The sequence below is a fragment of the Streptomyces sp. NPDC060184 genome (assembly GCF_042728795.1).
Taxonomy (GTDB): domain Bacteria; phylum Actinomycetota; class Actinomycetes; order Streptomycetales; family Streptomycetaceae; genus Streptomyces.
On the sequence record NZ_JBHWYX010000004.1, the window covers coordinates 111,985 to 136,329 of the forward strand.

Below are 24,345 nucleotides of genomic sequence, written 5' to 3' on the forward strand. Positions count from 1 at the left end.
ACCGCCGCCGCGCTCCGGCCCGCGGCCACGCGGCGGAGCACCGGTCGCGACGGCGGGCGGCTGCGGCGCAGCGCTCCCGCCGAGGACCGCTGTCGCCGGTTCCGCGTCCGTCCGTCCCGTTTTTGGCCGCACATCGCCCACTGCCCCCTCGCGTCCAGCTGCCCGCCCCGCCGCCGTCCTGCCACGGCGCAGCCCCCGCCTCTGGACGATACACCAGACTCGTCACGCAGGGCCATACTTCCTCTACTCTCCGTGACGACCTGGGGTGTTGTGCGTACGGGGCGTGGTATCGCCGCTCCGGACCGCTGTCAGCCGGTGGTGTGCACGACGTTGCGCAGGGGCTCCCCCGCAGCGAACCGGGTCAGTTGAGCGGCGATCAGCCGCTTGGCGCGCGGCAGGAACGCAGAAGTGCTGCCGCCCACGTGCGGACTGATCAGCACGTGCGGAGCATGCCAGAGCGGGTGGCCCGCGGGCAGCGGTTCCGGGTCGGTGACGTCGAGTGCGGCCCGCAGCCGCCCCGACTCGACTTCGACCAGCAGCGCCTTGGTGTCCACCACAGGGCCCCGCGCGACGTTCACCAGGAGTGCGCCGTCCGGCATCGCCGCCAGGAACGCGGCGTCGACCAGCCCGCGCGTGGACGGGTTCAGCGGGGTGGAGAGGATCACCACGTCCGCCTGCGGCAGCAGCGCGGGCAGGTGGTCGAGTGCGTGGACGGGCCCGCGCGCGGTGGTCCGGGGGGTGCGCGCGACGCGCGTGACCCGCGCGCACTCGAAGGGCGCGAGCCGGTCCTCGATGGCCGAGCCGATGGAGCCGTACCCCACGATGAGCACGGACTTGTCGGCGAGCGCCGGGTAGAAGCCGGACCGCCACTCCTCGGCGTCCTGGCCCCGCACGAAGCCGGGGAGGTCGCGCAGCGAGGCGAGGACCAGCGCGACGGCGAGCTCGGCGGTGGACGCCTCGTGCACGCCCTTGGCGTTGCAGAGGCGCACGCCGGCGGGGAGCCCCGCGAGGGCGGGTTCCACGTGGTCGGTGCCGGCGGAGAGGGTCTGGACGACCTGTACGGCGCGCATTCCGGGGATCGGGCGGACGGACGTCCGCTGGTCCTTCGCGTACGGCACCACGTAGAAGGCGCACTGCGCCGGGTCGGCGGGGAACTCGGTTCCGCCGTCCCAGAAGTGGTAGGTGAAGCCCTCGGGGAGCCCCGGTATCTCGTCGGCCGGAACGGGCAGCCACACGTCGGGGCGGGTCGTGGAAGTCATGCCCCGAGGCTATGCGAGGCGCTGGAGGCCGTGCGGGGCGGTGGAAGCCGCGTCGCCGAGGCCGCGCGGGGCCGGTGGCGGCCTGCCGCCGAGGCCGAGCGGGCCGTGGGCGTCGGGCCGCCGAGGCGGGAGGCGGGTCTCCGGGGCGCGCCGGTGAGGAGTCGGGTCGTCTTCGCGCGAAGCTGGGCCCTTCGCCCGGCACGAGCCCGGCACGATCCGAACGAAAGGCCCGAGCCGCGTGACGCAACGTGCTGATCCACTCCCTATCGTGGGACGAGCACGGGGCGGGCCCTGGGCGGTGGGGCGAGGCCGTGTGGACACGGCCGAGGGAGGGTTCGGGGAGTTGGAGCGCAGGACGATCGGTGGGGCGGCGCTCGCCGTGGGCGCGGTGGGGCTGGGCTGTATGCCGATGAGTTGGGGCTACAGCGCGTCACAACGGCTCGGCGAACGCTCGGTGCGTACGGTGCACGCGGCTCTCGACGCGGGGGTCCGGCTGCTCGACACGGCGGACATGTACGGCCCGTTCACCAATGAGCTGTTGGTCGGCCGGGCGTTGAAGGGCCGCCGCGAGGACGCCTTCATCTCCACCAAGTGCGGGCTGCTGGTGGGGGATCAGCACATCGTCGCCAACGGCCGTGCCGGGTACGTGCGCAGGGCCTGCGACGCCTCGCTGAGACGGCTGCAGACCGATGTGATCGACCTGTACCAGCTGCACCGCGCCGACCCGGAGGTGCCGGTGGAGGAGACCTGGGGCGCGATGGCGGAGCTGGTGACCGCCGGGAAGGTACGGGCGCTCGGGCTGTGCGCCGTGGGGGCGCGGGTGCCGCGCAGGTCCCGGGCCGGGCTGCACGACGCGACGATCCGGCAGTTGGAGCGGGTGCAGCAGGTCTTCCCGGTCAGCGCGGTCGAGGCGGAGCTGTCGGTGTGGTCGCCGGAGGCGCTGGTCTCCCTGCTGCCCTGGTGCACCGCGCGCGGGGTGGGGCTGCTGGCGGCGATGCCGCTGGGCAGCGGCTACCTGACGGGCACCCTGAAGCCGGGGCAGGGCTTCGAGCCGGACGATCCCCGGGCCCGGCACCCCCGGTTCACCGCCGAGATGATGGCGGCCAACCAGCCGGTGGTGGCCGGGCTGCGCCGGGTCGCGCAGCGGCACGGGGCGACGCCCGCGCAGGTGGCGCTGGCATGGGTGCTGCGGCAGGGCCCGCACGTGGTGCCGGTGCCGGGTGCCAAGCGGGAGGAGTGGGCGGTGGAGAACGCCGGGGCCGCCGCTCTGGCGCTCACCGACCGCGACCTGGCCGAGATCGCGGCGCTCCCGCCGGCCCTCGGTTCCTGGGACTGACGGCTCGGCGCGGCTCGTGGGAGCGGCGGCGCGGGCGGGATGCGGCCGGTTCGGCGCGATGCCCGAGTACCCGGCGCCGGTACGGGCACCATGGGCGGGGGCGGTCCGTGGACGGGCGGCCCGGGAGCGGACGAGGGGGCCCGGCGGGCCCGGAGAAGGATCGGTTCTGTGCGCGGTGCGGTGTTCGGATCAAGCGGTGCGGTGGTGGGATCGGGCGGTGCGGTGGTGGGAACGGGCGGTGCGGTGTCCGGATCGGGCGGTGCGGTGGTGGGATCGGGCGGTGCGGTGGTGGAATCCGAAGGTGCGGTGTCCGGATCGGTTCGGGTCCCGGGGGCTCGCCGCCCGGCGGTGCTGGCCCTCCTCGCCGCTGCGGCGCTGGCGTTGACCGCCGGCTGCTCGTCGTCCTCGGGTGATCCGGCGGGTTCCAGGACCTCCCGCGCGACCGGTGCCACGGCCGCCTCGCCGTCGGCCTCCCCTTCCCCCACGGTCTCGCTGCCGCCCGCCGAGGGCTCGGCGAAGGTCGTCTCCACCCTCACCACCGGCCTGCGGTCCCCCTGGGGGCTCGCGGTGCTGCCCGGCGGCGATCTGCTGGTCTCCTCCCGGGACGAGGGCACGGTGACCCGCGTCGACGCGAAGACCGGCGTCACGACCCTGCTGGGCTCCGTCCCCGGGGTGTCGCCGTCCGGTGAGGGCGGGCTGCTGGGGCTCGCCGTCTCCGCGACGTACGGCGCCGACCACCAGGTGTACGCCTACTTCACCACCGAGTCCGACAACCGCATCGCCCGCATGGTGTACGACGAACGACGGCCCGCGGGCGAGCAGTTGGGGGCGCCCGACACCATCCTGCGCGGCATCCCGAAGGGCGCGGTCCACAACGGCGGCCGGATCGCGTTCGGCCCGGACCGGATGCTGTACGCGGGCACCGGTGAGACCGGCGACGACCAACTGGCGCAGGACGACGACTCGTTGGCGGGCAAGATCCTGCGGATGACCCCGGACGGGGAGCCGGTGCACGGCAATCCGGAGGCGGACTCGGTGGTCTACTCCCCCGGTCACCGCAATGTGCAAGGGCTCGCGTGGGACGGCGAGAAGCGGCTCTGGGCCTCGGAGTTCGGCCAGGACACCTGGGACGAGCTGAATCTCGTCGAGCCGGGCGGCAACTACGGCTGGCCCGAGGTGGAGGGGATCGCGCCGAAGGGCGCGGGCGGTGACTTCATCGACCCGGTCGCCCAGTGGAAGACGGCCGAGGCGTCGCCCAGCGGCATCGCGTACGCGCAGGGCTCGGTCTGGATGGCCGGGCTGCGCGGCGAGCGCCTCTGGCGGATTCCGCTGAGCGGCTCGGCGAAGGAGCCCCTGGCGAAGCCGCAGGCGTTCCTGGAGGGGACGTACGGCCGGCTGCGGACGGTGGTCGCGGCGGGCGGCGACAAGCTGTGGGTGGTGACCGGCAACACCGACGGGCGCGGCGACCCGAAGCCGGGCGACGACCGGATCCTGCTGGTGGAGGTCGAGTAGGGGCCGGCTCCGGGGAACCGGCCCCTCCCTGGTCCGGGCCCGGTCAGGTGCTCGGCAGGGCGACGATCAGGTCGAAGAACATGGCGATCGAGAGGACGAGACCGATCGCGCCCAGCACCACGCCGCCGAGGGCGACGGAGCGGATCCAGGACGGCTGCGGGTGCGCGGAGGGCGTGCCGAAGGCGGGCCGTACCAGCACGAAGACGCCGACGAGCAGGGCGAGGATCGCGAAGATGCCGTTGACGAGGGCGGTGGTGTGCCAGGAGTCGCCGTAGATCTCGGAGATCTGCTGGGCGGCGGTGCCGCCGTTGGAGGTCTTGATCTGGCCGATCAGCGTCTCGCGCTCGGAGGCGACCTTGCCGGTCCAGCCGCCGATCAGGCCGACCACGCCGAGGGCGGTCGAGACGACGGCCCCGGCTCCGGCGCCGACGCCCCGGGAGGCGTCGTCGTCCAGGTCCTCGTCGTCCGGGTCCTCGGCGTCGAGGCTCGCGTCCAGGTCGTCGTCGGACTCCTCGGACCCGTCTGTCTTGGTGAGGGCGTCGGACGGCCCGTTCTTCTCCCCGGTGGCCGGGGAGCCGCCCTCGGCCACCGCGGCGGCGGCTTCGGACGTGGGCGGCTGCTCCTCGCGGTCGTCTTCGGCGGCAGGGGCGGTGGAGGTCTTGGCGGTGGAGGTGTTCATGCGCCGCACGCTAGGGGTCCCGTATGAGAACCCTCTTAACGTCCCGGTCCGCCGGCCGCCGTCACCGGCGGTTCAGGCCCGTCCGGCCCGCCATTCGGGGGCGAGGACCGACCAGATCTCGGTGTCGTGGCGCACACCGTGATACGGGTAACTCTCCCGGAGGACCCCGTCGCGGGTCATGCCGAGCCGGCGGGCCACATCGATGGACGGGGTGTTCCCGGCGGAGGCGTGCCACTCGATCCGGTGCATCGACCGGACGTCGACGGCCCAGTCGATGAGCACGCGCACGGCCCGGGTGACCAGACCGCGTCCGGTGGCGTCCGGTTCCAGCCAGCAGCCCACCTCGCAGCTGCCGGACTCCGCGTCGAAGATCCGGAACATCACACCGCCGACGAGGGTGCCGTCCAGCCGGATGCCGTAGAGCCGTCCGGTGTCGGCGGCCTGCTTCTCCGCGTACCGCTGGATCAGGGCGCGGGCGGAGGGCAGGTCGGTGGCGAAGGTGGCGAAGGGGATCCAGGGGTCGAGGGCCGGGCGGGCCCGGTCCATGTGGGCGAGGAACTCCTCGGCCTGCCAGACCTCCAGCGGGAAGAGTTCGGCCCCGTCCTCACCCAGGCTCACTGCGAACATGCGGCTCCTTCGTCATCGTTGCCCCGGTCGGAAATCCTCGCACGCGGGTCCGCCGCGACGGGCACCGCGTAGCCGGGCACCGAGGGCCAGCGGACCGTCAGCACGACGGACTCCTCCTCCGCGAACCAGGAGTGGTCGACGCCGTGGCCCCAGACGACGTAGTCGCCCTGGCGCGACAGCACCACGTCCCGGCCGGGCAGCTCCACCCGGAACCGCCCGCTGATGAGCACCAGCAGCGCCGTGCGTTCTTCGCCCCGCACCCACTGCGCCCGCTCGTCGCCGCGCGGGTGGACGCCCCACTTGATCTCGACGTCCTCGCTGTGGCGGGGGTCCGCGGCGTCCTTGAAGTGGCCGAGGATCCATCCCCGGTCCAGCGCCGCGTCCGCGCCGGCGTTGCCCACGTACACGTTCTCGTTCATGTGTATGAAGGCTAAGGGGTGTCCCCTCAGACACCGATCAGCTGCAGCGCCCCCCAGAGCGCGGCCGTGGAGACGGCGAGCGTGGCCGGGACGGTCAGCAGGCCGAGCCGGGTGAAGTGGCCGAGGTCGGGCGGGGAGTCGTGGGCGTGCAGGATGCGGCGCCACAGCAGGGTGGCCAGCGAGCCGACGTACGTCAGGTTCGGGCCGAGGTTGACCCCGATCAGCGCGGCCAGCAGCGGTCCGGGTCCGGCCGCCGCCACGACCGGCAGCAGCGCGAGGATCGCGGGGAGGTTGTTGATCAGGTTGGACAGCACGGCGGCGACGGCCGCGACGGCGAGCAGCGCGGTGAGCGAGGAGCCGTCCGGGAGCAGCTTGCCGATGCCGGTACCGAGCCCGTGGTCCACGACCGCCTTGACCACGACGCCGAGGGCGAGCACGAAGAGGCAGAACGGCAGGTTCGCCGAGTGGAGCAGCCGCAGCGGTGTGGTCCGGCGCTGGCCCAGCGCGCGTGCCCCGAGCACCAGGGCGCCGGCCAGGGCCGCCCAGAGGGGTTCGGCGCCCGCGAAGGAGGTGACGACGAACCCGACCAGGGTCAGCACCAGCACCACCAGGGTGAAGACGGGTACCTCGGTGCGTTCGGCCTCGGGGTCCGGTGCGTGGGCGCCGGCCGCGAGGTCTTCGGCGAAGACCCGGCGGAAGACGACGTACTCGACGGCGATGGCGGCCAGCCAGGGCAGCGTCATCAGCGCGGCGAACCGGGTGAAGGAGAGCCCGCTCGCGGTGAAGGCGAGGAGGTTGGTGAGGTTGGAGACGGGCAGCAGCAGGGACGCCGAGTTCGCCAGGTGCGCGCAGGCGTAGACGTACGGGCGGGGGCGGGCGCCCACCCGGGCGGCGGTGGCGAAGACGACCGGGGTCAGCAGCACGACCGTGGCGTCCAGCGAGAGGACGGCGGTGATGACGGAGGCCACCACGAAGACCCCGCCGAGCAGCGGCCCGGTGCGGCCCCCGCAGAGCCGCGCGACCAGATCACCGGCGGCCTGGAACAGCCCTTCGTCGGCGCAGAGCTGGGCGAGTACGAGGATCGCGGCGAGGAAGCCGACGACCGGCAGCAGGTCCTCGGTCTGCTCGCGCGCCTCGGAGAGCGGTACGGCTCCGATCGCCACCACCAGCAGGGCGGCGGGCACGGCGAGGACGGCCTCCGGCAGCCCCCGGGGGCGTACGACGGCGAACGCCAGGACCGCGAGGAGGACGGCGACGGAGACCGTCGCGGCGAGCACGGTGTTCAGCGGACCCTCCGGGGCCGACGGGCCCGCCACCGGGGGCGGGCGCGGAAAGGTGGGGACAGCAGCGAAGGGGCGGCGCACCCGAATGCCGGATGCGTCGCCCCTTCGTGGACGCGAAGTCGCGCTGCGGGAGGGGTCAGCCCTCGACGCCGAGCTTCTCCAGGATCAGCTCGCGGACCCGGGCGGCGTCGGCCTGGCCGCGGGTGGCCTTCATGACCGCGCCGACGAGCGCGCCCGCCGCCGCGACCTTGCCGGCCCGGATCTTGTCCGCGATGCCCGCGTTGGCGGCGATGGCCTCGTCCACGGCCGTGGACAGCGCGCCCTCGTCCGAGACGACCTTCAGGCCGCGCTTCTCGACGACGGCGTCCGGGTCGCCCTCGCCCGCGAGGACGCCCTCGATGACCTGGCGGGCCAGCTTGTCGTTGAGGTCGCCCGAGGCGACGAGCTCGGTCACCCGGGCGACCTGCGCCGGGGTGATGGGCAGCTCGTCGAGGCCGCGGCCGGTCTCGTTGGCGTTGCGGGCCAGCTCGCCCATCCACCACTTGCGGGCCTGGTCGGACGGGGCGCCCGCCTCGGTGGTGGCGACGATCAGGTCGACGGCACCGGCGTTGAGGATCGACTGCATGTCGAACTCGGAGACGCCCCATTCCTCGCGGAGCCGGTTGCGGCGCACGCGCGGCAGCTCGGGGAGGCCCTTGCGGAGCTCCTCGACCCACGCGCGGGACGGGGCGACCGGCACCAGGTCGGGCTCGGGGAAGTAGCGGTAGTCCTCGGCGTTGTCCTTGATGCGGCCGGCCGTGGTGGAGCCGTCCTCCTCGTGGAAGTGCCGGGTCTCCTGCACGATCGTGCCGCCGGAGGAGAGCACCGCGGCGTGCCGCTGGATCTCGAACCGGGCGGCCCGCTCGACGGAACGCAGGGAGTTCACGTTCTTCGTCTCGGAGCGGGTGCCGAAGGTCTCGGTGCCGTTGGGGCGCAGCGACAGGTTCACGTCGCAGCGCATCTGGCCCATCTCCATGCGGGCTTCCGAGACGCCGAGCGCCTTGATGAGCTCGCGGAGTTCGGCGACGTACGCCTTGGCGACCTCGGGGGCGCGCTCGCCCGCTCCCTCGATCGGCTTGGTGACGATCTCGATGAGGGGGATGCCCGCGCGGTTGTAGTCGAGCAGCGAGTGCGAGGCGCCGTGGATGCGGCCGGTGGCACCGCCGACGTGCGTCGACTTGCCGGTGTCCTCCTCCATGTGGGCGCGCTCGATCTGCACGCGGAAGATCTCGCCGTCCTCCAGCTGGACGTCCAGATAGCCGTTGAAGGCGATCGGCTCGTCGTACTGGGAGGTCTGGAAGTTCTTCGGCATGTCCGGATAGAAGTAGTTCTTCCGGGCGAAGCGGCACCACTCGGCGATCTCGCAGTTCAGCGCGAGGCCGATCTTGATGGCGGACTCGACGCCGATCTCGTTGACGACGGGGAGTGCGCCGGGCAGACCGAGGCAGACCGGGCAGGTCTGCGTGTTGGCGTCCTGCTTGAGCTCGGTGGAGCAGCCGCAGAACATCTTGGTCTTGGTGCCCAGCTCGACATGGACTTCGAGGCCCATGACGGGGTCGTACGCCGCGAGAGCGTCCTCGTACGACACCAGGTCAATGACAGTCACGGTGAAACTTTCCCTCTCAGCCCAGCAGGACGTCGTCGTCGCCGAGACGCTTCAGTTCGCGGTACAGGATCGCGAGACCGGTGACGATCGCCGCGGCGGAGACGGCCGCGTCGATGAGCCGGAGCACGTCGTTGTCGTTGCGCGCCAGCTTCGCCTGCTTGGCGACGCTGATCGCACCGAAGGCGGTGGAGCCCAGCGAGACGTACAGGCCGGTCTTGGACTTCTTGAAGTTCTTGGCCTTCTTTGCCATGGCACTCACAGCGACGGAGCCTCCTCGAGCAGCGGGTGACCCCACTGTTCCACGAAGGCGGCCTCGACGGCGGCTCCGACCTTGTAGAGGCGGTCGTCCTTCATCGCGGGGGCGATGATCTGGAGACCGACCGGCAGGCCGTCCTCGGGGGCCAGGCCGCAGGGGAGCGACATGGCGGAGTTGCCGGCGAGGTTCGTCGGGATGGTGCACAGGTCCGCGAGGTACATCGCCATCGGGTCGTCGGCGCGCTCGCCGATCGGGAAGGCGGTGGTCGGGGTGGTCGGCGACACGATGACGTCGACCTCCTCGAACGCCTTCTCGAACTCGCGAGTGATGAGGGTGCGGACCTTCTGCGCCGAGCCGTAGTAGGCGTCGTAGTAGCCGGAGCTCAGGGCGTACGTACCGAGGATGATGCGGCGCTTGACCTCGTCGCCGAAGCCGGCCTCACGGGTGAGGGCGGTGACCTCCTCGGCGGACTTCGTGCCGTCGTCGCCGACCCGCAGGCCGTAGCGCATGGCGTCGAAGCGGGCCAGGTTCGAGGAGCACTCGGACGGCGCGATCAGGTAGTACGCGGAGAGCGCCAGGTCGAAGGAGGGGCAGTCCAGCTCGACGACGGTGGCGCCGAGCGAGCGGAGCAGTTCGACCGACTCGTTGAAGCGCTGGACGACACCGGCCTGGTAGCCCTCGCCCGAGAACTGCTTCACGACGCCGACGCGCAGGCCCGCGACGGAGCCGTTGCGGGCGGCCTCGACGACCGGCGGGACCGGGGCGTCGATGGAGGTGGAGTCCATCGGGTCGTGCCCGGCGATGGCCTCGTGCAGCAGGGCCGCGTCCAGGACCGTGCGGGCGCAGGGGCCGCCCTGGTCGAGGGAGGACGAGAAGGCGACCATGCCGTAGCGGGAGACCGAGCCGTAGGTGGGCTTGACGCCGACCGTGCCGGTGACGGCGGCGGGCTGGCGGATCGAGCCGCCGGTGTCCGTGCCGATGGCGAGCGGGGCCTGGTACGAGGCGAGCGCGGCGGAGGAACCGCCGCCGGAACCGCCGGGGATGCGGGTGAGGTCCCACGGGTTGCCGGTCGGGCCGTAGGCGCTGTTCTCGGTGGAGGACCCCATGGCGAACTCGTCCATGTTGGTCTTGCCGAGGATGACGACGTCGGCCTCGCGCAGCTTGCGCGTGAGGGTCGCGTCGTACGGCGGGACCCAGCCTTCGAGGATCTTGGAGCCGACGGTGGTCGGCATGTCCTTCGTGGTGAAGATGTCCTTCAGCGCGAGCGGGACGCCGGCCAGCGGGCCGAGCTTCTCGCCGGCGGCCTTCTTCGCGTCGACGGCGCGGGCCTGCGCGAGCGCGCCCTCGCGGTCGACGTGCAGGTAGGCGTGGACCTTCTCGTCGACGGCCTCGATCCGGGCCAGGTGGGCCTCGGTGACCTCGACGGCGGTGAGTTCGCCGGAGGCGATGGCCGCCGCGATCTCGGCCGCGGTGAGCTTGATGATGGTGCTGTGGTCCGTCATGGCTGTTAGTCCTCCCCCAGGATCTGCGGCACCTTGAAACGCTGCTGCTCCTGGGCGGGAGCGCCGGAGAGCGCCTGCTCGGCGGTGAGCGACGGGCGGACCACGTCGGCCCGCATGACGTTGGTCAGCGGCAGCGGGTGGGAGGTCGGCGGTACGTCTTGGTCGGCGACCTCGGAGACGCGGGCGACCGCGCCGATGATGTCGTCGAGCTGACCGGCGAAGTGATCGAGCTCTTCGCCCTTCAGCTCCAGACGCGCCAGCCGGGCGAGGTGGGCGACCTCCTCGCGCGTGATGCCAGGCATGCAGCGATCCTCAGGGGTTGGGGTGTGTGGCTACGGTGTGTCGCATCGGCCAACAGGATTGGCCAAGTCGGTTTGGCCCAATCTTATGGGGTCGCCCGCACACGCCTCCGCCACCGGGTGCCGGGGCCCTGGGGCCGGCGGGGTGCGGCCCTCGCCCGTACCCCGCCGTACGCCGCCTCAGGCCGGGGCCGGGCCGGAGTTCACGGCGCGGCCCGAGGGGAGCTGCCCCGGTTCGGGTGCCGCCGTCACCTTCGTGGGTGCCGCCGTCGCTTTCGCCGCTGTCACCGCCGCGGCAGCGGCCTCGGCCTTCAGTTCGGCGGGGCGCCGCCAGCCGTGTTCGCCGCGCGCCCGCAGCCAGGCCGTCGCCTCGTCCGGCGGCATCGCCGCCGCCACCAGCCAGCCCTGTACGGCGTCGCAGCGCAGGTCCCGCAGCCGCTCCCAGGTCTCGTCGTCCTCCACGCCCTCCGCGACGACCAGCAGTCCGAGCGAGTGGGCGAGGTCGATGGTGCAGCGGACGATCTCCGCGTCCTCCTGGTCGACGGCGAGCCGGGCCACGAACGACCGGTCGATCTTGAGTTCGCTCACCGGCAGCCGGCGCAGGTGGACGAGGGAGGAGTATCCGGTGCCGAAGTCGTCGAGCGACATCTTCACGCCGTGCCCGGTGAGCCCGGCGAGGGTGTCGGCGGCGCGCTGCGGGTCCTCCAGCAGCACGTGTTCCGTTATCTCCAGCTGGAGGGAGCCGGCGGGGACCCCGTGGCGGGCCAGCCGGGCGGCCACGCCGCCGGCGAACCCGGGGGTGTGCACGTCCCGGGGCGAGACGTTGACCGCGACGGGCACGAACAGGCCCTCGGCCCGCCAGCGCGCGACCTGGGCCAGTGCCGTCTCCAGGACGTACTCGGTGAGATGGGGCATCAGCCCGGACGACTCGGCGATGGCGATGAACTCGTCCGGGGGGACCCGGCCGCGCTCGGGGTGCACCCACCGCACCAGGGCTTCCAACCCGGCCACCTGGCCGTCGAAGCGGACCTTGGGCTGGTAGTGCAGTTCGACGTCCCCCGCGTCCAGGGCCCTGCGGAGGTCGCCGAGGAGGCCGAGACGGTCCGGGGTGTTGCTGTCGCGCTTCGACTCGTACACCTCCACGCCCGTACGGTCGCGCTTCGCCTGGTACATGGCGACGTCGGCGCGGCGCAGCAGTCCCTCGGCGTCCTGCGCGTGTTCGGGGTGGACGGCAACCCCGGCACTGGCCTCCAGCACCAGGGTGAGGCCGTCGAGGTCGAGCGGCGAGGAGAGTTCGGCGACCAGGTGCCGGGCGACCCGCTGGGCGCTGGTGGTGGACTCGGTGTACGGGAGCAGCACGGCGAACTCGTCCCCGCCGAGCCGGGCCGCCTCGGCGCCGCGCGGCAGGGCGAGCCGGAGCCGGTCGGCGATCTGGAGCAGCAGCCGGTCGCCGGCCAGGTGGCCGAGGGTGTCGTTGACGGCGCGGAAGCGGTCCAGGTCGATGAGGACCAGGGCGGAGCGGTTGCCGAGGGGTTCGGCCTCCTCCAGCGCGGACCAGGTCCGCTGGAGGAGCCACTGCCGGTTGGGCAGTCCGGTCAGCGGGTCGCGGAGCTGTTCCTCGGCGCGGGCGCGGGCGATCCAGAGCGTGGAGTCCAGGGCGACGAGCGGCACGGCGAAGAGCGGCAGCAGGACGGGCATGGTCGTCGCGACGACGCAGATCAGCGGGGCGATGCCGAGCAGGGCGACGGCGACGAGCCCCTGGCGCAGCAGTGTGGTGCGGGCGATGGTCGGCAGTCCGCCGCCCTGGGGCGCGCGGGCGTACCAGAGGAGGGCCCGGGTGACGAGGAGGTGGGTGGCGGCGGCGAGGACCACGGCCGGCAGGGTGTCGATGCCCCAGTCGAGTGGCCGCCAGGGGGTTTCGACGCTGGGTCCGATGCCGAAGGCGGCGAGCACGAGGGCGGCGGCGCCGATGCCGAGTATGTCGACGGCTCCGTGCAGGAGCCCCTGCGACCAGCGGTGTCTGCGGGCGACGCCGACGAGGACGACGACGATGACGCTGACGAGTCCGGCGGGCACCCAGCCGTAGAGCAGCAGGACGGAGAGGGTCAGCGCGGCGCCGGAGCCGGTGCCGCCCCACCAGCGGTCCCGGCCGAGGGCGACCAGGTGGCCGACGATGACGCCGGTCAGGACGGCGAGGGACCAGCCGGGGGTGCCGTCCGGGAACAGGGCGTCGCCGTCGTGCAGGCTCCGGGCGAGGCCCGTGACGAGCTGGAGGCCCGCGAGCGCCACGAGGAGGGCGCCCACTTTGGGCGTGAGGCCCGCGAAACCCTGCATCCGCGGCACCGGTGCGGCGCTCTCGGTCGGCTTCATTCCGTCCCTCTCACAGCCTGCGGTGGCGATGTCACACGGTGGCCCCCACTCCCATGCCACCATGGCCCGCCCCCACCACGCAGCCGTGCACGGAGGGCGCAGGAGCCAACAGTAGGACGCGGAGTGCTTCCGGGTCAGCGCTCCGCACCTCTTGGGTGGTCCCGTGCTTCCCGGCGGACGCGCGGTGACGGTCGCTGCGCCTCCTCGCGCCGTGGGGACGTACCGGTACGTCCCGTACATCCCGTCGTGCCGTACGGGTACGTCCTCCGCCGCGCGAGGCGCGCGTCCGACGCCGCACGCCGATCCGCCGGGGAGGGTTCATCCCCGCTCCGGGACCGGGCCACTCCCCGGCGGCGTCTTCGGCGTGTTGCGAAAACGTCTCGGTGCCCGGTCCACCGCGCGCCCGCCGCCGCGGCTACTCCTCGGTGGGCAGTGCCGCCGCGCGCGCCGCCTCGGGGCCCTCGTCGAGCAGGACCGCGAAACCGGACTCGTCGAGCACGGCCACCTTGAGCTGCATCGCCTTGTCGTACTTGGAGCCGGGGTTGTCGCCGACGACCACGAAGGAGGTCTTCTTCGACACGGAGCCGGTGACCTTGGCGCCCCTGCTCTGGAGCGCGTCCTTGGCGCCGTCCCGGGTGTGGCCGGCGAGGGTGCCGGTGACGACGACGGTGAGCCCTTCCAGCGGGCGGGGCCCCTCGTCCTCGCCGGCGCCCTCGTCCTCCATGCGGACTCCGGCCTCCCGCCACTTGCGCAGGATCTCGCGGTGCCAGTCGACGGCGAACCACTGCTTGACGGAGGCGGCGATGATGTCGCCGACGCCGTCGGCGTCGGCGAGTTCCTTCTCGGTCGCGGCGTCGATGGCGTCGACGGAGCGGAACTGGCGGGCCAGCTCCTGCGCGGCGACCGGGCCGACGTGCCGGATGGAGAGTCCGGTGAGCACCCGGGCCAGCGGGGCCTGCTTGGCGGCTTCGATGCCCTCCAGCATGGCGAGCGCGTTCTTCTTCGGCTCGCCCTTCTGGTTGGCGAAGACGGTGGCGATCTTCTCCTCGCCGGTCTTCGGGTCGCGCTTGGGCAGTCCGCTGTCCTGGTCGAGGACGTAGGCGCGGATCGGCAGCAGCCGCTCGATGGTCAGCCCGAAGAGGTCGCCCTCGTCGAGCAGCGGCGGCTCGGCGGGCTCCAGCGGCTGGGTCAGGGCGGCTGCGGCGACATAACCGAAGTGGTCGATGTCGAGGCATTTGCGCCCGGCGAGGTAGGAGACGCGCTCACGCAACTGGGCGGGGCAGGAGCGGGCGTTGGGGCAGCGGAGGTCGATGTCGCCCTCCTTGGCGGGCTTCAGCGGGCTGCCGCACTCGGGGCACTCGGCGGGCATGACGAACTCCCGCTCGGTGCCGTCGCGCAGGTCCACGACGGGGCCGAGGATCTCCGGGATGACGTCACCGGCCTTGCGCAGGACGACGGTGTCGCCGATCAGGACGCCCTTGGCCTTGACGACGTCCTGGTTGTGCAGGGTGGCGAACTCCACCTCGGAGCCGGCCACCTTCACGGGCTCCACCTGGGCGTACGGGGTGACGCGGCCGGTGCGGCCGACGCCGACGCGGATGTTGACGAGCTTGGTGTTGACCTCCTCGGGGGCGTACTTCCAGGCGATGGCCCAGCGGGGGGCGCGGGCGGTGGAGCCGAGCCGGCCCTGGAGCGGGATCTCGTCGAGCTTGACGACGACCCCGTCGATCTCGTGCTCCACGGAGTGCCGGTTCTCGCCGAAGTACCGGATGAATTCGGTCACGCCGTCGAGGGTGTCCACGACCTTGTTGTGCCGGGCGGTGGGCAGGCCCCACTCGCGGAGCAGTTCGTAGGCGTGGGAGAGGCGGTCGATGTCGAAGCCCTCGCGGGCGCCGATGCCGTGGACCACCATGTGCAGCGGGCGGCCGGCGGTGACCTTGGGGTCCTTCTGACGGAGCGAACCGGCCGCCGCGTTGCGCGGGTTGGCGAAGGGCTTGTCCTCGGCCGCGACCAAGCGGGCGTTGAGCTCCTCGAAGTCCTCCATGGGGAAGAAGACCTCGCCGCGGATCTCGACCAGCGCGGGGACGCGGTCGCCCTTCAGCCGGTGCGGGATCTCGGCGATGGTGCGGACGTTGGGGGTGACGTCCTCGCCGGTGACGCCGTCGCCCCGGGTCGCGGCGCGGGTCAGCCTGCCGTGTTCGTACGTGAGGTTGACGGCGAGGCCGTCCACCTTCAGCTCGCAGAGGAAGGAGTGGCCGGTGGAGCCGACGTCCTTGGCGACGCGTTCGAACCAGGCGGCCAGCTCCAGGTCGTCGAAGGCGTTGTCCAGGGAGAGCATCCGCTCGCGGTGCTCGACCGAGATGAACTCGGTGATGTACGGGCCCGCGACCTTCTGCGTCGGCGAGTCCGGGGTGCGCAGCGAGGGGTGGGCCTCCTCCAGCGCCTCCAGTTCGCGCATCAGCAGGTCGAACTCGGCGTCGCTGACGACCGGCTGGTCCCGCACGTAGTACCGGAAGCGGTGGTCCTCGATCTGCTCGGCGACCAGGGCGTGCCGCTCCCGTGCCTCGGTGGGCACCTCGGTGTCCTGCTCGATCCGCTCGTCGCCGGTGCCGGCCATCGTCCCGTCCTCCGTTGGGGTTGTCTCTCGCGTGGTCTCTCGCCTGGTGCGGGGGCGCGGCGCGGTGCCCCGGGTCAGGGGTCCGTGCCGCGCGTCCCGTCACTCGGGGTTGTCCGCGAGGGAGCGTGCCGCCCGGGCGCAGTGGGCGAGCGCGGCGCGGGCGTACGCGGGCGAGGCGCCCGCGAGGCCGCACGCCGGGGTGAGCACGACGGACTCGGCGAGAGTCCCCGGATTCAGCCCCAGCCTGCTCCACAGCTTCCTGACCCCCATGACGCTACCGCCAGGGTCCGACAATCCGGCCGAGGCGGCGTCGGTGCCCGGCACGATGCCGAGGAGGAGCTGGGTGCCGCCCTCGACCGCCTCGCCGATCGCCTCTTCCTCACCCTCGGTGAGCAGCGAGAAGTCGAAGGAGACCGCGGCGGCCCCGGCCCGCCGCAGCAGGGCGAAGGGGACCTCGGGGGCGCAGGAGTGCACGAGGCCGGCGCCGTCACCGGCGACGGCGAGCAGGTCGCGCAGGGCGCTCTCGACGATCTGGCGGTCCACGGCGCGGTGGGTTCGGTAGCCGCTCGCGGTCCTGACCCGGCCGCCGAGCACGGCGGTGAGGGAGGGTTCGTCGAGCTGGAGCACGACGTCGGCGCCGGGGACCCTCCGGCGCACCTCGGCGAGGTGGGCCTTCAGGCCCTCGGCGAGCGATCCGGCGAGGTCGCGACAGGCGCCGGGGTCGCCGAGGACGGCCTCGCCGTTGCGCCGTTCCAGGGCCGCGGCGAGCGTCCACGGCCCCACCGCCTGGACCTTGAGCACCCCTTCGTACCCCTGGGTGAACTCCTCCAGGGCGTCGAGGTCCTCGCCGAGCCAGGAGCGGGCGCGGCGGGTGTCGCGGCCGGGACGGTCGCTGATCCGCCAGCCGCTGGGCTCGACGTGCCCGTACATCTCCACGAGGAGTCCGACGGTCCGCCCGATCATGTCCGCGCCGGGACCCCGGCCGGGGAGTTCCGCCAGGTGGGGGATGCCCTGGCCGTCCGCGAAGGACCCGGTGACGGTCTTCGCCGTCTCCCGCGCGTCGCCTCCGGGCATGGACCCGACCCCGGTCGCCGCGCACTCGCTGAACCTGCTCTTCTCGCTCACCCGGGAAGCGTACGGTCCCCGGGCGGCGGGGCCGGCCCCGAGGGCGCGGCGGGCCCGGGGCGCGGAGCCCGCGGTACGGGGGCCGGGGCACGCCGCTCCGGGGGCACGCGGGGTCCCGAGGGGCACGGGGGCCGGGTCAGCGGCCGGGGCGGACCGTCAGGTCGTTGACCTCGGCGTCGCGCGGGAGGTCGAGCGCCATGAGGATCGTGGTGGCCACCGACTCGGGGTCGATCCACTGCCCGGCGTCGTACTCCTTGCCCTCCTGCTGGTGGACCTTGGCCTGCATCGGGCTGGCGGTGCGGCCGGGGTACACGGAGGTGACGCGGACGCCGTTGCCGTGCTCCTCGTGGCGGAGCGAGTCGGCGAGCGCCTTGAGGCCGTGCTTGCTGGCGGCGTAGGCGCCCCACTGGGCGGACGCGGAGAGTCCGGCGCCGGAGTTGACGAAGACGACGTGGCCCTTGGCGACGCGCAGCTGCGGCAGCGTCAGCCGGGTCAGCTCGGCGGGGGCGACGAGGTTGGCGTTGAGCTGGAAGTGCCAGGCCTTCGGGGTGAGGTCGCCGATGCTCCCCAGCTCGACCACTCCGGCGATGTGCAGCAGCGAGTCGAGGCTCTCGGGCATCGGCTGCTGGCCGAACGCCCAGGAGAGCCGGTCGGGGTTGCCGAGGTCGCCGACGAGCGTGCGGGCCCCGGGGTGAAGGGCGGCCAGTTCCTTGGCGCGGCCCGCGTCGCGGGCCAGCAGGACGAGGTCGTCGCCGCGGTCGCGCAGGCGGCGGGCGACGGCTGCTCCGATGCCGGAACCGGCGCCGGTGATGAGGTGGGTAGGCATGGGCTCCATGATCCCACCCGGTCCCGTACGGCCGCCCGGCGGGCGCACGGGACCGGGCGGCCCGGATCAGAGCTGACCTGCGGACTCCTCCAGGTAGGCCAGCGCTCCGACACCGTCCTCGGCGAAGAAGACGAGGTCGGTGAGGGGGATCGGCAGGAAGCCCTCTTCCTCCATGCGCAGGAACTGCTGCCGCAGGCCGTCGTAGAAGCCGTCGGCGTTGAGCAGGACCACCGGCTTGGTGTGCTTGCCGTGCTTCTTGAGCTCCAGGATCTCGGTGGCCTCGTCGAGCGTGCCCGTACCGCCGACCATGATCACGACGGCGTCGGCCTTCTCCAGCAGCAACGCCTTGCGCTCGGCGAGGTCGCGGGCGATGACCATCTCGTCGGCGTTCCGGCGGGCCTTGTCCGCGAGGAAGTCCACGGAGACGCCGACCAGCCGGCCGCCGGTCTCCTGCACCCCGTCGGCGACGACCTTCATCAGCCCGCTCTCCGAGCCACCCCAGACGAGGGTGTGTCCGCCTCGCCCGAGCAGTTCGGCGAATTCGCGGGCGGGGCGGGTGTAGCGGTCGTCGAGGTCGGCGGCGGAGAGGAAGACACAGATGTTCATACGGACACCGTACGACCGTGCGCCGGTCGCGCCGTCCCCGCCCCGGAGGGCGGACGGGAAGAGGGGGCGGTGCTGTGCGGGGCGTGCGGCGTGGCACGGTGCGGTGCGGCACGGCGCGCTGCGACGCGGGAAGAAATCGGGTGTGCCGTCCGCTGCACCTGACATGACTTCCGCCAAGGGACACCGCATCACCGTCGAGCCCGGCACCGATCACGTACGCGTCGTCCGCGAGGGGCAGGTGCTGGCCGAAAGCCGACGGCCGCTCGTGCTGCGCGAGACCGGCTGCCCGGTCCGCTACTACCTGCCGCCCGAGGACGTCCGTACCGAGTTGCTGACGGCCTCCGGGACCCGGACGCACTGTCCGTTCAAGGGAGATGCCTCCTACTGGTCGGTGCCGGGAGCGGCCGACCTCGTCTGGGCCTACCTCGATCCGAAGCCCGAAGTGGCGTCGATCAAGGACCACTTCTGCTTCTACGAGACTGAAACCGTCGCCGACTGACCGCCAACGCCCCCCCGCGAGCAGCTTTTTTGAGCCTCCCTCGACCGGCGAGGAAAAAGTGCGCGCGGCAGCGATGAGTTCCCCGGGCAGCCGGGGTCTGCCCTCCCATGGACAGGATTCTCTCGCTGGACGGCACCCCGATCGCCTACCGCAGGCAGGGCGAAGGTGCGCCGGTGGTGCTGGTCGGGGGCGCGCTGAGCACTTCCGCGACCGAGGGCCCGCTGGCCGAGCTGCTCGCGCCCCGCTTCACCGTCGTGACGTACGACCGCCGGGGCCGCGGCGGCAGCGGGGCCGGCCCGGGTGGTCCGTACGCGGCGGCCCGCGAGATCGAGGATCTGGCGGCGGTCGTCGGGGTCGTGGACGGGCCGGTGGCGGTGTTCGGGATGTCGTCGGGCGGGGCGCTGGCGCTGGAGGCGCAAGCGGCGGGCGTGCCGATGGAGGTGCTGGCGGTCTTCGAGCCGCCGTACACCCCGGGCAAGGAGGGCCTGCGCTACAAGGCGCGGTGCACGGCGGAGCTGCGGGAGCGGCTGGCGTCCGGCGACCGGGGCGGGGCGGTGGAGCTGTTCCTGGCACGGACGGGCGTGGCACCGGAGACGGTGGCGCGGATGCGGCGGGCACCGCTGTGGTCCGGGCTGGAGGGCCTGGCCCACACGCTGGAGTACGACGACGCCCTGCTCGGTGACGGGGCTCCCCCGCTGGAGCGGTTCGGGGCGGTGACCGCCCGCACCCTGATCGTCAGTGGCGGGTTCAGCGCGGACCCGGTGAGGGAGACGGCGCTGGCACTGGCCGAGGCGATCCCCGGCGCCCGGCACCGGACGCTGAGCGGCCAGACCAGGGAGCTCGCCCCGCAGGTGCTCGCCCCGGTCCTGGCGGCCTTCTTCGCCCGCCTGGTCCCCCAGGCGTGAGACGGGCTCCCGTGGCCGGGCGGACGCGCCGGCCACGGGACTCACGGGTTCAGGGAGCGGTGGGGGCGGTGGGGGCCGTCTCGCGCCGGACGGTGGTCGCGATGGTGGCCGAGCCCACGACCCGGGTGCCGTCATAGAGCACGATCGCCTGGCCCGGGGCGATCCCACGCACCGGCTCGGTGAAGGAGACGTGCAGGGTGCCGTCGACCAGCTCGGCGGTGACCTCGGTCTCGCCGCCGTGGGCGCGCAGCTGCGCGGTGTAGGTGCCGGGACCCGCCGGGGCGGTGCCGCACCAGCGCGGCTTGATGGCGGTGAGGGCCGTGACGTCGAGGGCCTCCACCGGGCCGACGGTGACGGTGTTGTTCACCGGGGAGATGTCCAGGACGTAGCGCGGCTTCCCGTCGGGGGCCGGGTGGCCGATGCGCAGGCCCTTGCGCTGGCCGATGGTGAAGCCGAAGGCCCCGTCGTGGGTGCCGAGCTTCGCGCCCGACTCGTCCACGATGTCGCCCTCGGCCTTGCCGCCGAGCCGGCTCGCCAGGAAGCCCTGGGTGTCGCCGTCGGCGATGAAGCAGATGTCGTGGCTGTCGGGCTTCTTGGCGACGGCCAGTCCGCGCGCCTCGGCCTCGGCGCGGATCTCTTCCTTGGTGGTGAGGGTGTCGCCGAGCGGGAACATCGCGTGCGCGAGCTGCTTCTCGTCCAGCACCCCGAGGACGTAGCTCTGGTCCTTGGCCATGTCCGAGGCGCGGTGCAGCTCGCGGCTGCCGTCGTCGTGTCGCACGACGGTGGCGTAGTGGCCGGTGCACACGGCGTCGAAGCCGAGGGCGAGCGCCTTGTCGAGCAGCGCGGCGAACTTGATCTTCTCGTTGCAGCGCAGGCAGGGGTTGGGCGTGCGCCCGGCCTCGTACTCCGCGACGAAGTCCTCCACGACGTCCTCGCGGAAGCGTTCCGCGAGGTCCCAGACGTAGAACGGGATGCCGATGACGTCCGCGGCCCGGCGGGCGTCCCGGGAGTCCTCGATGGTGCAACAGCCGCGCGCTCCGGTACGGAACGACTGCGGGTTCGCGGAGAGGGCGAGGTGCACACCGGTCACGTCGTGCCCCGCCTCGGCGGCGCGCGCGGCGGCGACGGCGGAGTCGACTCCGCCGGACATGGCGGCGAGCACGCGGAGGGGGCGCTGGGAAGTCTGAGTCATAGCCCGTCCAGAGTACGGGGCTCCTGGAACCGATCGCCCGCGGATATGCGTTGCAGCTGTCATGGGAACCACGGGAGGCAGCGGCTCGGGCCGGGACGGGGCGGCGGACGGTGTGAGCCGTCGCACCCTGCTGATCGGCGGTTCGGCCATGGCCGCGGCGGTCACGGCCGCGGCCCTGGCGCGGGACGAGCTGAAGCACGCGTGGTGGCGGCTGCCCGGCGTGGAGAAGCCGCGCACCCCCGGTGAGCTGGACTACGCAGGGGCCCGCTGGACGGCTGCCTCCGAGGCGAACTGGCGCCGCGCGGACCGCCCCGACGACTACCGGATAGACAGGGTGGTCGTGCACGTCACCCAGGGCAGTCTGGCGAGTGCGGTGCGGGTCTTCCAGGACCCCGCGCACCGGGCCGCCGCTCACTACGTCGTGGGCAAGGACGGGTCGGTGACTCAGATGATCCGGGAGCTGGACGTGGCGTTCCACGCGGGCAACCGCGCGTACAACGAGCGGAGCGTGGGCATCGAGCACGAGGGGTTCGTGGACCGCCCGCAGGACTTCACCGCGGCGATGTACGCCGCCTCCGCGCGGCTGACGGCGTCGGTCTGCGGGCGGTACGGCATCCCCGTGGACCGGGAGCACGTCGTCGGGCACGTGGAGGTGCCGGGGACGGACCACACCGACCCGGGTCCGTACTGGGACTGGGACCGTTACATGGAGCTGGTCCGGCGGGCGTCCTCGGGGCGCGCCGCCTGAGCGGGACGCCGCTCCCCCGGCCGGTCAGCTGAGTCCGGCGGTGCGGGCGCGTTCGACGGCGGGGCCGATCGCGCGGGCCACGGCGGCGACGTCCTCGGCGGTGGAGGTGTGGCCGAGCGAGAAGCGCAGGGTGCCGCGCGCCAGGTCGGGGTCGGTGCCGGTGGCCAGCAGGACGTGGCTGGGCTGGGCGATCCCGGCGGTGCAGGCGGAGCCGGTGGAGCACTCGATGCCCTGGGCGTCCAGCAGCAGCAGGAGGGAGTCGCCCTCGCAGCCGGGGAAGCTGAAGTGGGCGTTGGCCGGGAGCCGGCCGCCCGGGGCGGGGTCGCCGCCGAGTACGGCGTCCGGTACGGCCTCCAGCACGGCCACGACCAAGTCGTCGCGGAGCCCTCCGACGCGGCGGGCGAACTCCTCGCGGTGGCGGGCGGCGTGCTCCCCGGCGACGGCGAAGGCGGCGACGGCGGGCACGTCGAGGGTGCCGGACCGCACGTGCCGTTCCTGGCCCCCGCCGTGCAGGACGGGTACGGGGGTGTGGGCGCGGCCCAGCAGCAGGGCGCCGATGCCGAACGGGCCGCCGATCTTGTGCGCGCTGACCGTCATCGCGGCGAGCCCGGAATCGGCGAAGCCGACCTCCAGCTGCCCGAAGGCCTGCACCGCGTCGGCGTGCATCGGAATCCCGAACTCGGCTGCCACGGAGGCGAGTTCCCGGACCGGCATGATGGTGCCGATCTCGTTGTTGGCCCACATCACAGTGATCATCGCGACGTCGTCGGGGTCGCGGAGGATCGCCTCCCGCAACGCCTCGGGGTGCACCCGGCCGTAGTGGTCGACGGGGAGGTATTCGACGGTCGCGCCCTCGTGCTCGGCGAGCCAGTCGACCGCGTCCAGGACGGCGTGGTGCTCGACCGGGCCGGCCAGCACCCGGGTGCGCCGGGGGTCGGCGTCGCGGCGGGCCCAGTACAGGCCCTTGACGGCGAGGTTGTCGGCCTCGGTGCCGCCCGAGGTGAAGACCACCTCGCTGGGGCGGGCGCCGAGGGCGTCGGCGAGGGTCTCCCGGGACTCCTCGACGGTTCGGCGGGCCCGGCGCCCGGCTGCGTGCAGGGAGGACGCGTTGCCGGTCGCGGCGAGCTGCGCGGTCATCGCCGCGATCGCCTCCGGAAGCATCGGCGTGGTCGCGGCGTGGTCGAGGTAAGCCATGGTGCGTCCGATTCTACGAGCCCCAGGCGACCGTCCCGTGAGCGGTGACCAACACCGCGAGGACGGCGAGGTCGGCGACGCCCAGGGCGAGCCCCAGGAAGGCCCTCGCGCGGCGTTCGGTGGACCGGGCGAGGGCGATCAGCGCCATGACGACGGCGGCCGGGCCGAGCAGCAGGTTGAACACCAGCAGGCCCAGCAGCCCGAGGACGAACGAGGCGACGGCGAGACTGTCGGCGTCCCGGACCCGCTCCCCGGCGGACGCCTTCCTGGTGGCCTCCTTTCCGGTGGTCGCGGGCCGGGCGTCGGCGGCGCCGGCCTTTGCGGACCGGGCGTCGGGGTCGGTCCGGCGCCCCGGGTGCAGGACGGGGGTGACGAGCGAGGAGAGGGTCATGGTGCGAGCTCCTTCGGTCGGATGCGGGCCATGCGCCTGGCGGTCGGGGGCCCGGCGGTCGGGCGCGTCAGTGCGAGCGGCGTTCGCGGACCGCGAAGCCGATCAGCCAGCAGCCGACCACGGCGGCGGACGCCAGGGTCAGCGCGAGCGGGAGGTGCGCGACCGTCCCGAGCACGAGCCCGAAGAGAAGCAGAGCGGCGACGAGGACGAACATGGGGCGGCCTTTCTGGACGACGGCCGGAGCAGTGGGAGTACAACTGTTCACTGACCACTTAGTCTAAACCCGTTTCCGTTTCCCCACGTCGGAGAACAGTTGTTTACTCAATGGCATGAGTCACATCGCCGGAGCCCGTCAGGCCCAGAAGTTGAGGACACGTCAGGCGCTGCTGGACGCGGCCCTCCACCTCCTGGAGCACCAGAGCCTGAGCGGCCTCGGCCTGCGCGAGGTGACCCGGGCGGCCGGGGTCGCCCCCACCGCCTTCTACCGCCACTTCGAGGACACGGCCGCCCTCGGGGTGGCGCTGGTCGACCAGACGCTCGGCAGCCTGCACGGCATGATCGGCGCGGTCCTCGCCGACGCCGGGGACAGCGAGGAGCGGCTGGAGCGGAGCGTCGCGGCGATCGCGGCCCATGTGGCCGCGCGGCCCGCGCACTTCCGCTTCATCGCCCGGGAGCAGCACGGCGGGGTGGCCCGGGTCCGTGCGGCCATCGCGGATCAACTCGCCCTGTTCGCACGGGAGGTGGCCGACGCGCTGGCCGGACAGCCGGAGTCGGCGGGGTGGAGCCGGGAGGATCTGCAGATGCTGGGCGGGCTCCACGTCGACCACATGGTGATCACCGCATCCGCCCTGCTGGACGCGGCGCCCGGCACCGAGGACGAGGTCGTCCGGGTGGCCCGGCGGCGCCTGCGGCTGATCACCCTGGGGCGCCGCCACTGGCTGGACGACCCGGCCCCCGGCCGCTCCGGGCCCGAGGCGTGAACCCGGACCGCACGCCGCGAGCGGCGCGCACCGACCGGCGCCCGGCGGCGGACGGCCACGGCCACGGCCACGACC

The 24,345-nt window shown here is 73.2% G+C and carries 24 protein-coding genes; 6 read left to right on the plus strand and 18 right to left on the minus strand.

Annotated features, from left to right (window positions below; translation table 11 throughout):
* Positions 1-308 precede the first annotated feature (308 nt).
* A complete protein-coding gene (locus tag ACFWEE_RS04595) occupies positions 309-1,259 on the minus strand; it encodes a 2-hydroxyacid dehydrogenase (RefSeq protein WP_386886301.1) in 951 nt (316 codons plus the stop codon).
* Positions 1,260-1,602: 343 nt separating this feature from the next.
* Here ACFWEE_RS04595 and ACFWEE_RS04600 point away from each other — a divergent pair, with 343 nt between their 5' ends.
* Together ACFWEE_RS04600 and ACFWEE_RS04605 are read left to right on the plus strand one after the other, a co-directional pair.
* Positions 1,603-2,595: an aldo/keto reductase gene (locus ACFWEE_RS04600; RefSeq protein WP_327180173.1), complete on the plus strand. Its 993-nt coding sequence runs from the start codon at positions 1,603-1,605 to the stop codon at positions 2,593-2,595.
* Between the two features lie 351 nt (positions 2,596-2,946).
* Positions 2,947-4,107 carry a PQQ-dependent sugar dehydrogenase gene (locus ACFWEE_RS04605; protein WP_386886475.1) on the plus strand — a complete coding sequence of 387 codons (1,161 nt, stop codon included), beginning with the start codon at positions 2,947-2,949 and terminating at the stop codon, positions 4,105-4,107.
* A 43-nt stretch (positions 4,108-4,150) separates the two neighbouring features.
* On the opposite strand, the gene ACFWEE_RS04610 is transcribed toward ACFWEE_RS04605, so the two are convergent.
* From ACFWEE_RS04610 to ACFWEE_RS04670, 13 genes are all read right to left on the minus strand, one after another.
* Entirely contained in the window at positions 4,151-4,795 is a 645-nt protein-coding gene (locus tag ACFWEE_RS04610) for a hypothetical protein (RefSeq protein WP_386886303.1), read from the minus strand.
* A 63-nt stretch (positions 4,796-4,858) separates the two neighbouring features.
* Positions 4,859-5,413: a GNAT family N-acetyltransferase gene (locus ACFWEE_RS04615; protein ID WP_386886305.1), complete on the minus strand. Its 555-nt coding sequence runs from the start codon at positions 5,411-5,413 to the stop codon at positions 4,859-4,861.
* Positions 5,401-5,832 (minus strand): signal peptidase I, encoded by a 432-nt coding sequence (locus tag ACFWEE_RS04620; RefSeq protein ID WP_386886307.1) that lies wholly within the window; start codon positions 5,830-5,832, stop codon positions 5,401-5,403. Before ACFWEE_RS04620 ends, ACFWEE_RS04615 begins: the two co-directional genes overlap by 13 nt.
* 26 nt (positions 5,833-5,858) lie before the next feature.
* On the minus strand, positions 5,859-7,118 hold the full coding sequence (locus ACFWEE_RS04625; protein WP_386886477.1) for an SLC13 family permease: 1,260 nt from the start codon (positions 7,116-7,118) through the stop codon (positions 5,859-5,861).
* Positions 7,119-7,251: 133 nt separating this feature from the next.
* Positions 7,252-8,760 (minus strand): Asp-tRNA(Asn)/Glu-tRNA(Gln) amidotransferase subunit GatB, encoded by a 1,509-nt coding sequence (gene gatB, locus ACFWEE_RS04630; protein ID WP_386886309.1) that lies wholly within the window; start codon positions 8,758-8,760, stop codon positions 7,252-7,254.
* Between the two features lie 16 nt (positions 8,761-8,776).
* Positions 8,777-9,010 (minus strand): hypothetical protein, encoded by a 234-nt coding sequence (locus tag ACFWEE_RS04635; protein WP_073727053.1) that lies wholly within the window; start codon positions 9,008-9,010, stop codon positions 8,777-8,779.
* Positions 9,011-9,015: 5 nt separating this feature from the next.
* The gene (gene gatA / locus ACFWEE_RS04640) at positions 9,016-10,518 is read right to left on the minus strand and encodes an Asp-tRNA(Asn)/Glu-tRNA(Gln) amidotransferase subunit GatA (protein WP_386886311.1); all 1,503 of its coding nucleotides are present in this window, start codon (positions 10,516-10,518) and stop codon (positions 9,016-9,018) included.
* Positions 10,519-10,523: 5 nt separating this feature from the next.
* Entirely contained in the window at positions 10,524-10,820 is a 297-nt protein-coding gene (gatC, locus tag ACFWEE_RS04645) for an Asp-tRNA(Asn)/Glu-tRNA(Gln) amidotransferase subunit GatC (RefSeq protein ID WP_266709411.1), read from the minus strand.
* A gap of 177 nt (positions 10,821-10,997) precedes the next feature.
* Positions 10,998-13,187, minus strand: coding sequence for a putative bifunctional diguanylate cyclase/phosphodiesterase (locus tag ACFWEE_RS04650; RefSeq protein ID WP_386886313.1), 2,190 nt, complete (start codon positions 13,185-13,187; stop codon positions 10,998-11,000).
* Between the two features lie 415 nt (positions 13,188-13,602).
* Positions 13,603-15,804, minus strand: a complete 2,202-nt coding sequence (gene ligA / locus ACFWEE_RS04655) for an NAD-dependent DNA ligase LigA (RefSeq protein ID WP_386886315.1) — start codon at positions 15,802-15,804, stop codon at positions 13,603-13,605.
* Between the two features lie 99 nt (positions 15,805-15,903).
* The gene (locus ACFWEE_RS04660) at positions 15,904-16,929 is read right to left on the minus strand and encodes a methionine synthase (RefSeq protein ID WP_386886316.1); all 1,026 of its coding nucleotides are present in this window, start codon (positions 16,927-16,929) and stop codon (positions 15,904-15,906) included.
* A 136-nt stretch (positions 16,930-17,065) separates the two neighbouring features.
* On the minus strand, positions 17,066-17,755 hold the full coding sequence (locus ACFWEE_RS04665; protein ID WP_386886318.1) for an SDR family oxidoreductase: 690 nt from the start codon (positions 17,753-17,755) through the stop codon (positions 17,066-17,068).
* 66 nt (positions 17,756-17,821) lie between these two features.
* The gene (locus tag ACFWEE_RS04670; protein WP_386886320.1) at positions 17,822-18,361 is read right to left on the minus strand and encodes a TIGR00730 family Rossman fold protein; all 540 of its coding nucleotides are present in this window, start codon (positions 18,359-18,361) and stop codon (positions 17,822-17,824) included.
* Positions 18,362-18,524: 163 nt separating this feature from the next.
* Here ACFWEE_RS04670 and ACFWEE_RS04675 point away from each other — a divergent pair, with 163 nt between their 5' ends.
* On the plus strand, positions 18,525-18,860 hold the full coding sequence (locus tag ACFWEE_RS04675; RefSeq protein ID WP_386886322.1) for a DUF427 domain-containing protein: 336 nt from the start codon (positions 18,525-18,527) through the stop codon (positions 18,858-18,860).
* Positions 18,861-18,967: 107 nt separating this feature from the next.
* Positions 18,968-19,765: an alpha/beta fold hydrolase gene (locus ACFWEE_RS04680; protein ID WP_386886324.1), complete on the plus strand. Its 798-nt coding sequence runs from the start codon at positions 18,968-18,970 to the stop codon at positions 19,763-19,765.
* Between the two features lie 49 nt (positions 19,766-19,814).
* Here the strand turns inward: ACFWEE_RS04680 and mnmA are convergent, their stop codons facing one another.
* Complete coding sequence (mnmA, locus tag ACFWEE_RS04685; protein WP_386886325.1) at positions 19,815-20,957, minus strand: tRNA 2-thiouridine(34) synthase MnmA; 1,143 nt, start codon at positions 20,955-20,957, stop codon at positions 19,815-19,817.
* A gap of 61 nt (positions 20,958-21,018) precedes the next feature.
* Here mnmA and ACFWEE_RS04690 point away from each other — a divergent pair, with 61 nt between their 5' ends.
* Complete coding sequence (locus ACFWEE_RS04690; protein WP_386886327.1) at positions 21,019-21,705, plus strand: N-acetylmuramoyl-L-alanine amidase; 687 nt, start codon at positions 21,019-21,021, stop codon at positions 21,703-21,705.
* Between the two features lie 24 nt (positions 21,706-21,729).
* Here ACFWEE_RS04690 and ACFWEE_RS04695 read toward each other — a convergent pair whose 3' ends face one another.
* The 3 genes from ACFWEE_RS04695 to ACFWEE_RS04705 form a co-directional block, all read right to left on the minus strand.
* Positions 21,730-22,899, minus strand: a complete 1,170-nt coding sequence (locus ACFWEE_RS04695; RefSeq protein WP_386886329.1) for a cysteine desulfurase family protein — start codon at positions 22,897-22,899, stop codon at positions 21,730-21,732.
* 13 nt (positions 22,900-22,912) lie between these two features.
* A complete protein-coding gene (locus ACFWEE_RS04700; RefSeq protein WP_386886331.1) occupies positions 22,913-23,290 on the minus strand; it encodes a DUF4190 domain-containing protein in 378 nt (125 codons plus the stop codon).
* 67 nt (positions 23,291-23,357) lie between these two features.
* Positions 23,358-23,555, minus strand: coding sequence for a hypothetical protein (locus ACFWEE_RS04705; protein WP_386886485.1), 198 nt, complete (start codon positions 23,553-23,555; stop codon positions 23,358-23,360).
* A 64-nt stretch (positions 23,556-23,619) separates the two neighbouring features.
* Here ACFWEE_RS04705 and ACFWEE_RS04710 point away from each other — a divergent pair, with 64 nt between their 5' ends.
* The gene (locus tag ACFWEE_RS04710; protein WP_386886332.1) at positions 23,620-24,270 is read left to right on the plus strand and encodes a TetR family transcriptional regulator; all 651 of its coding nucleotides are present in this window, start codon (positions 23,620-23,622) and stop codon (positions 24,268-24,270) included.
* The last annotated feature ends 75 nt before the right edge of the window (positions 24,271-24,345 follow it).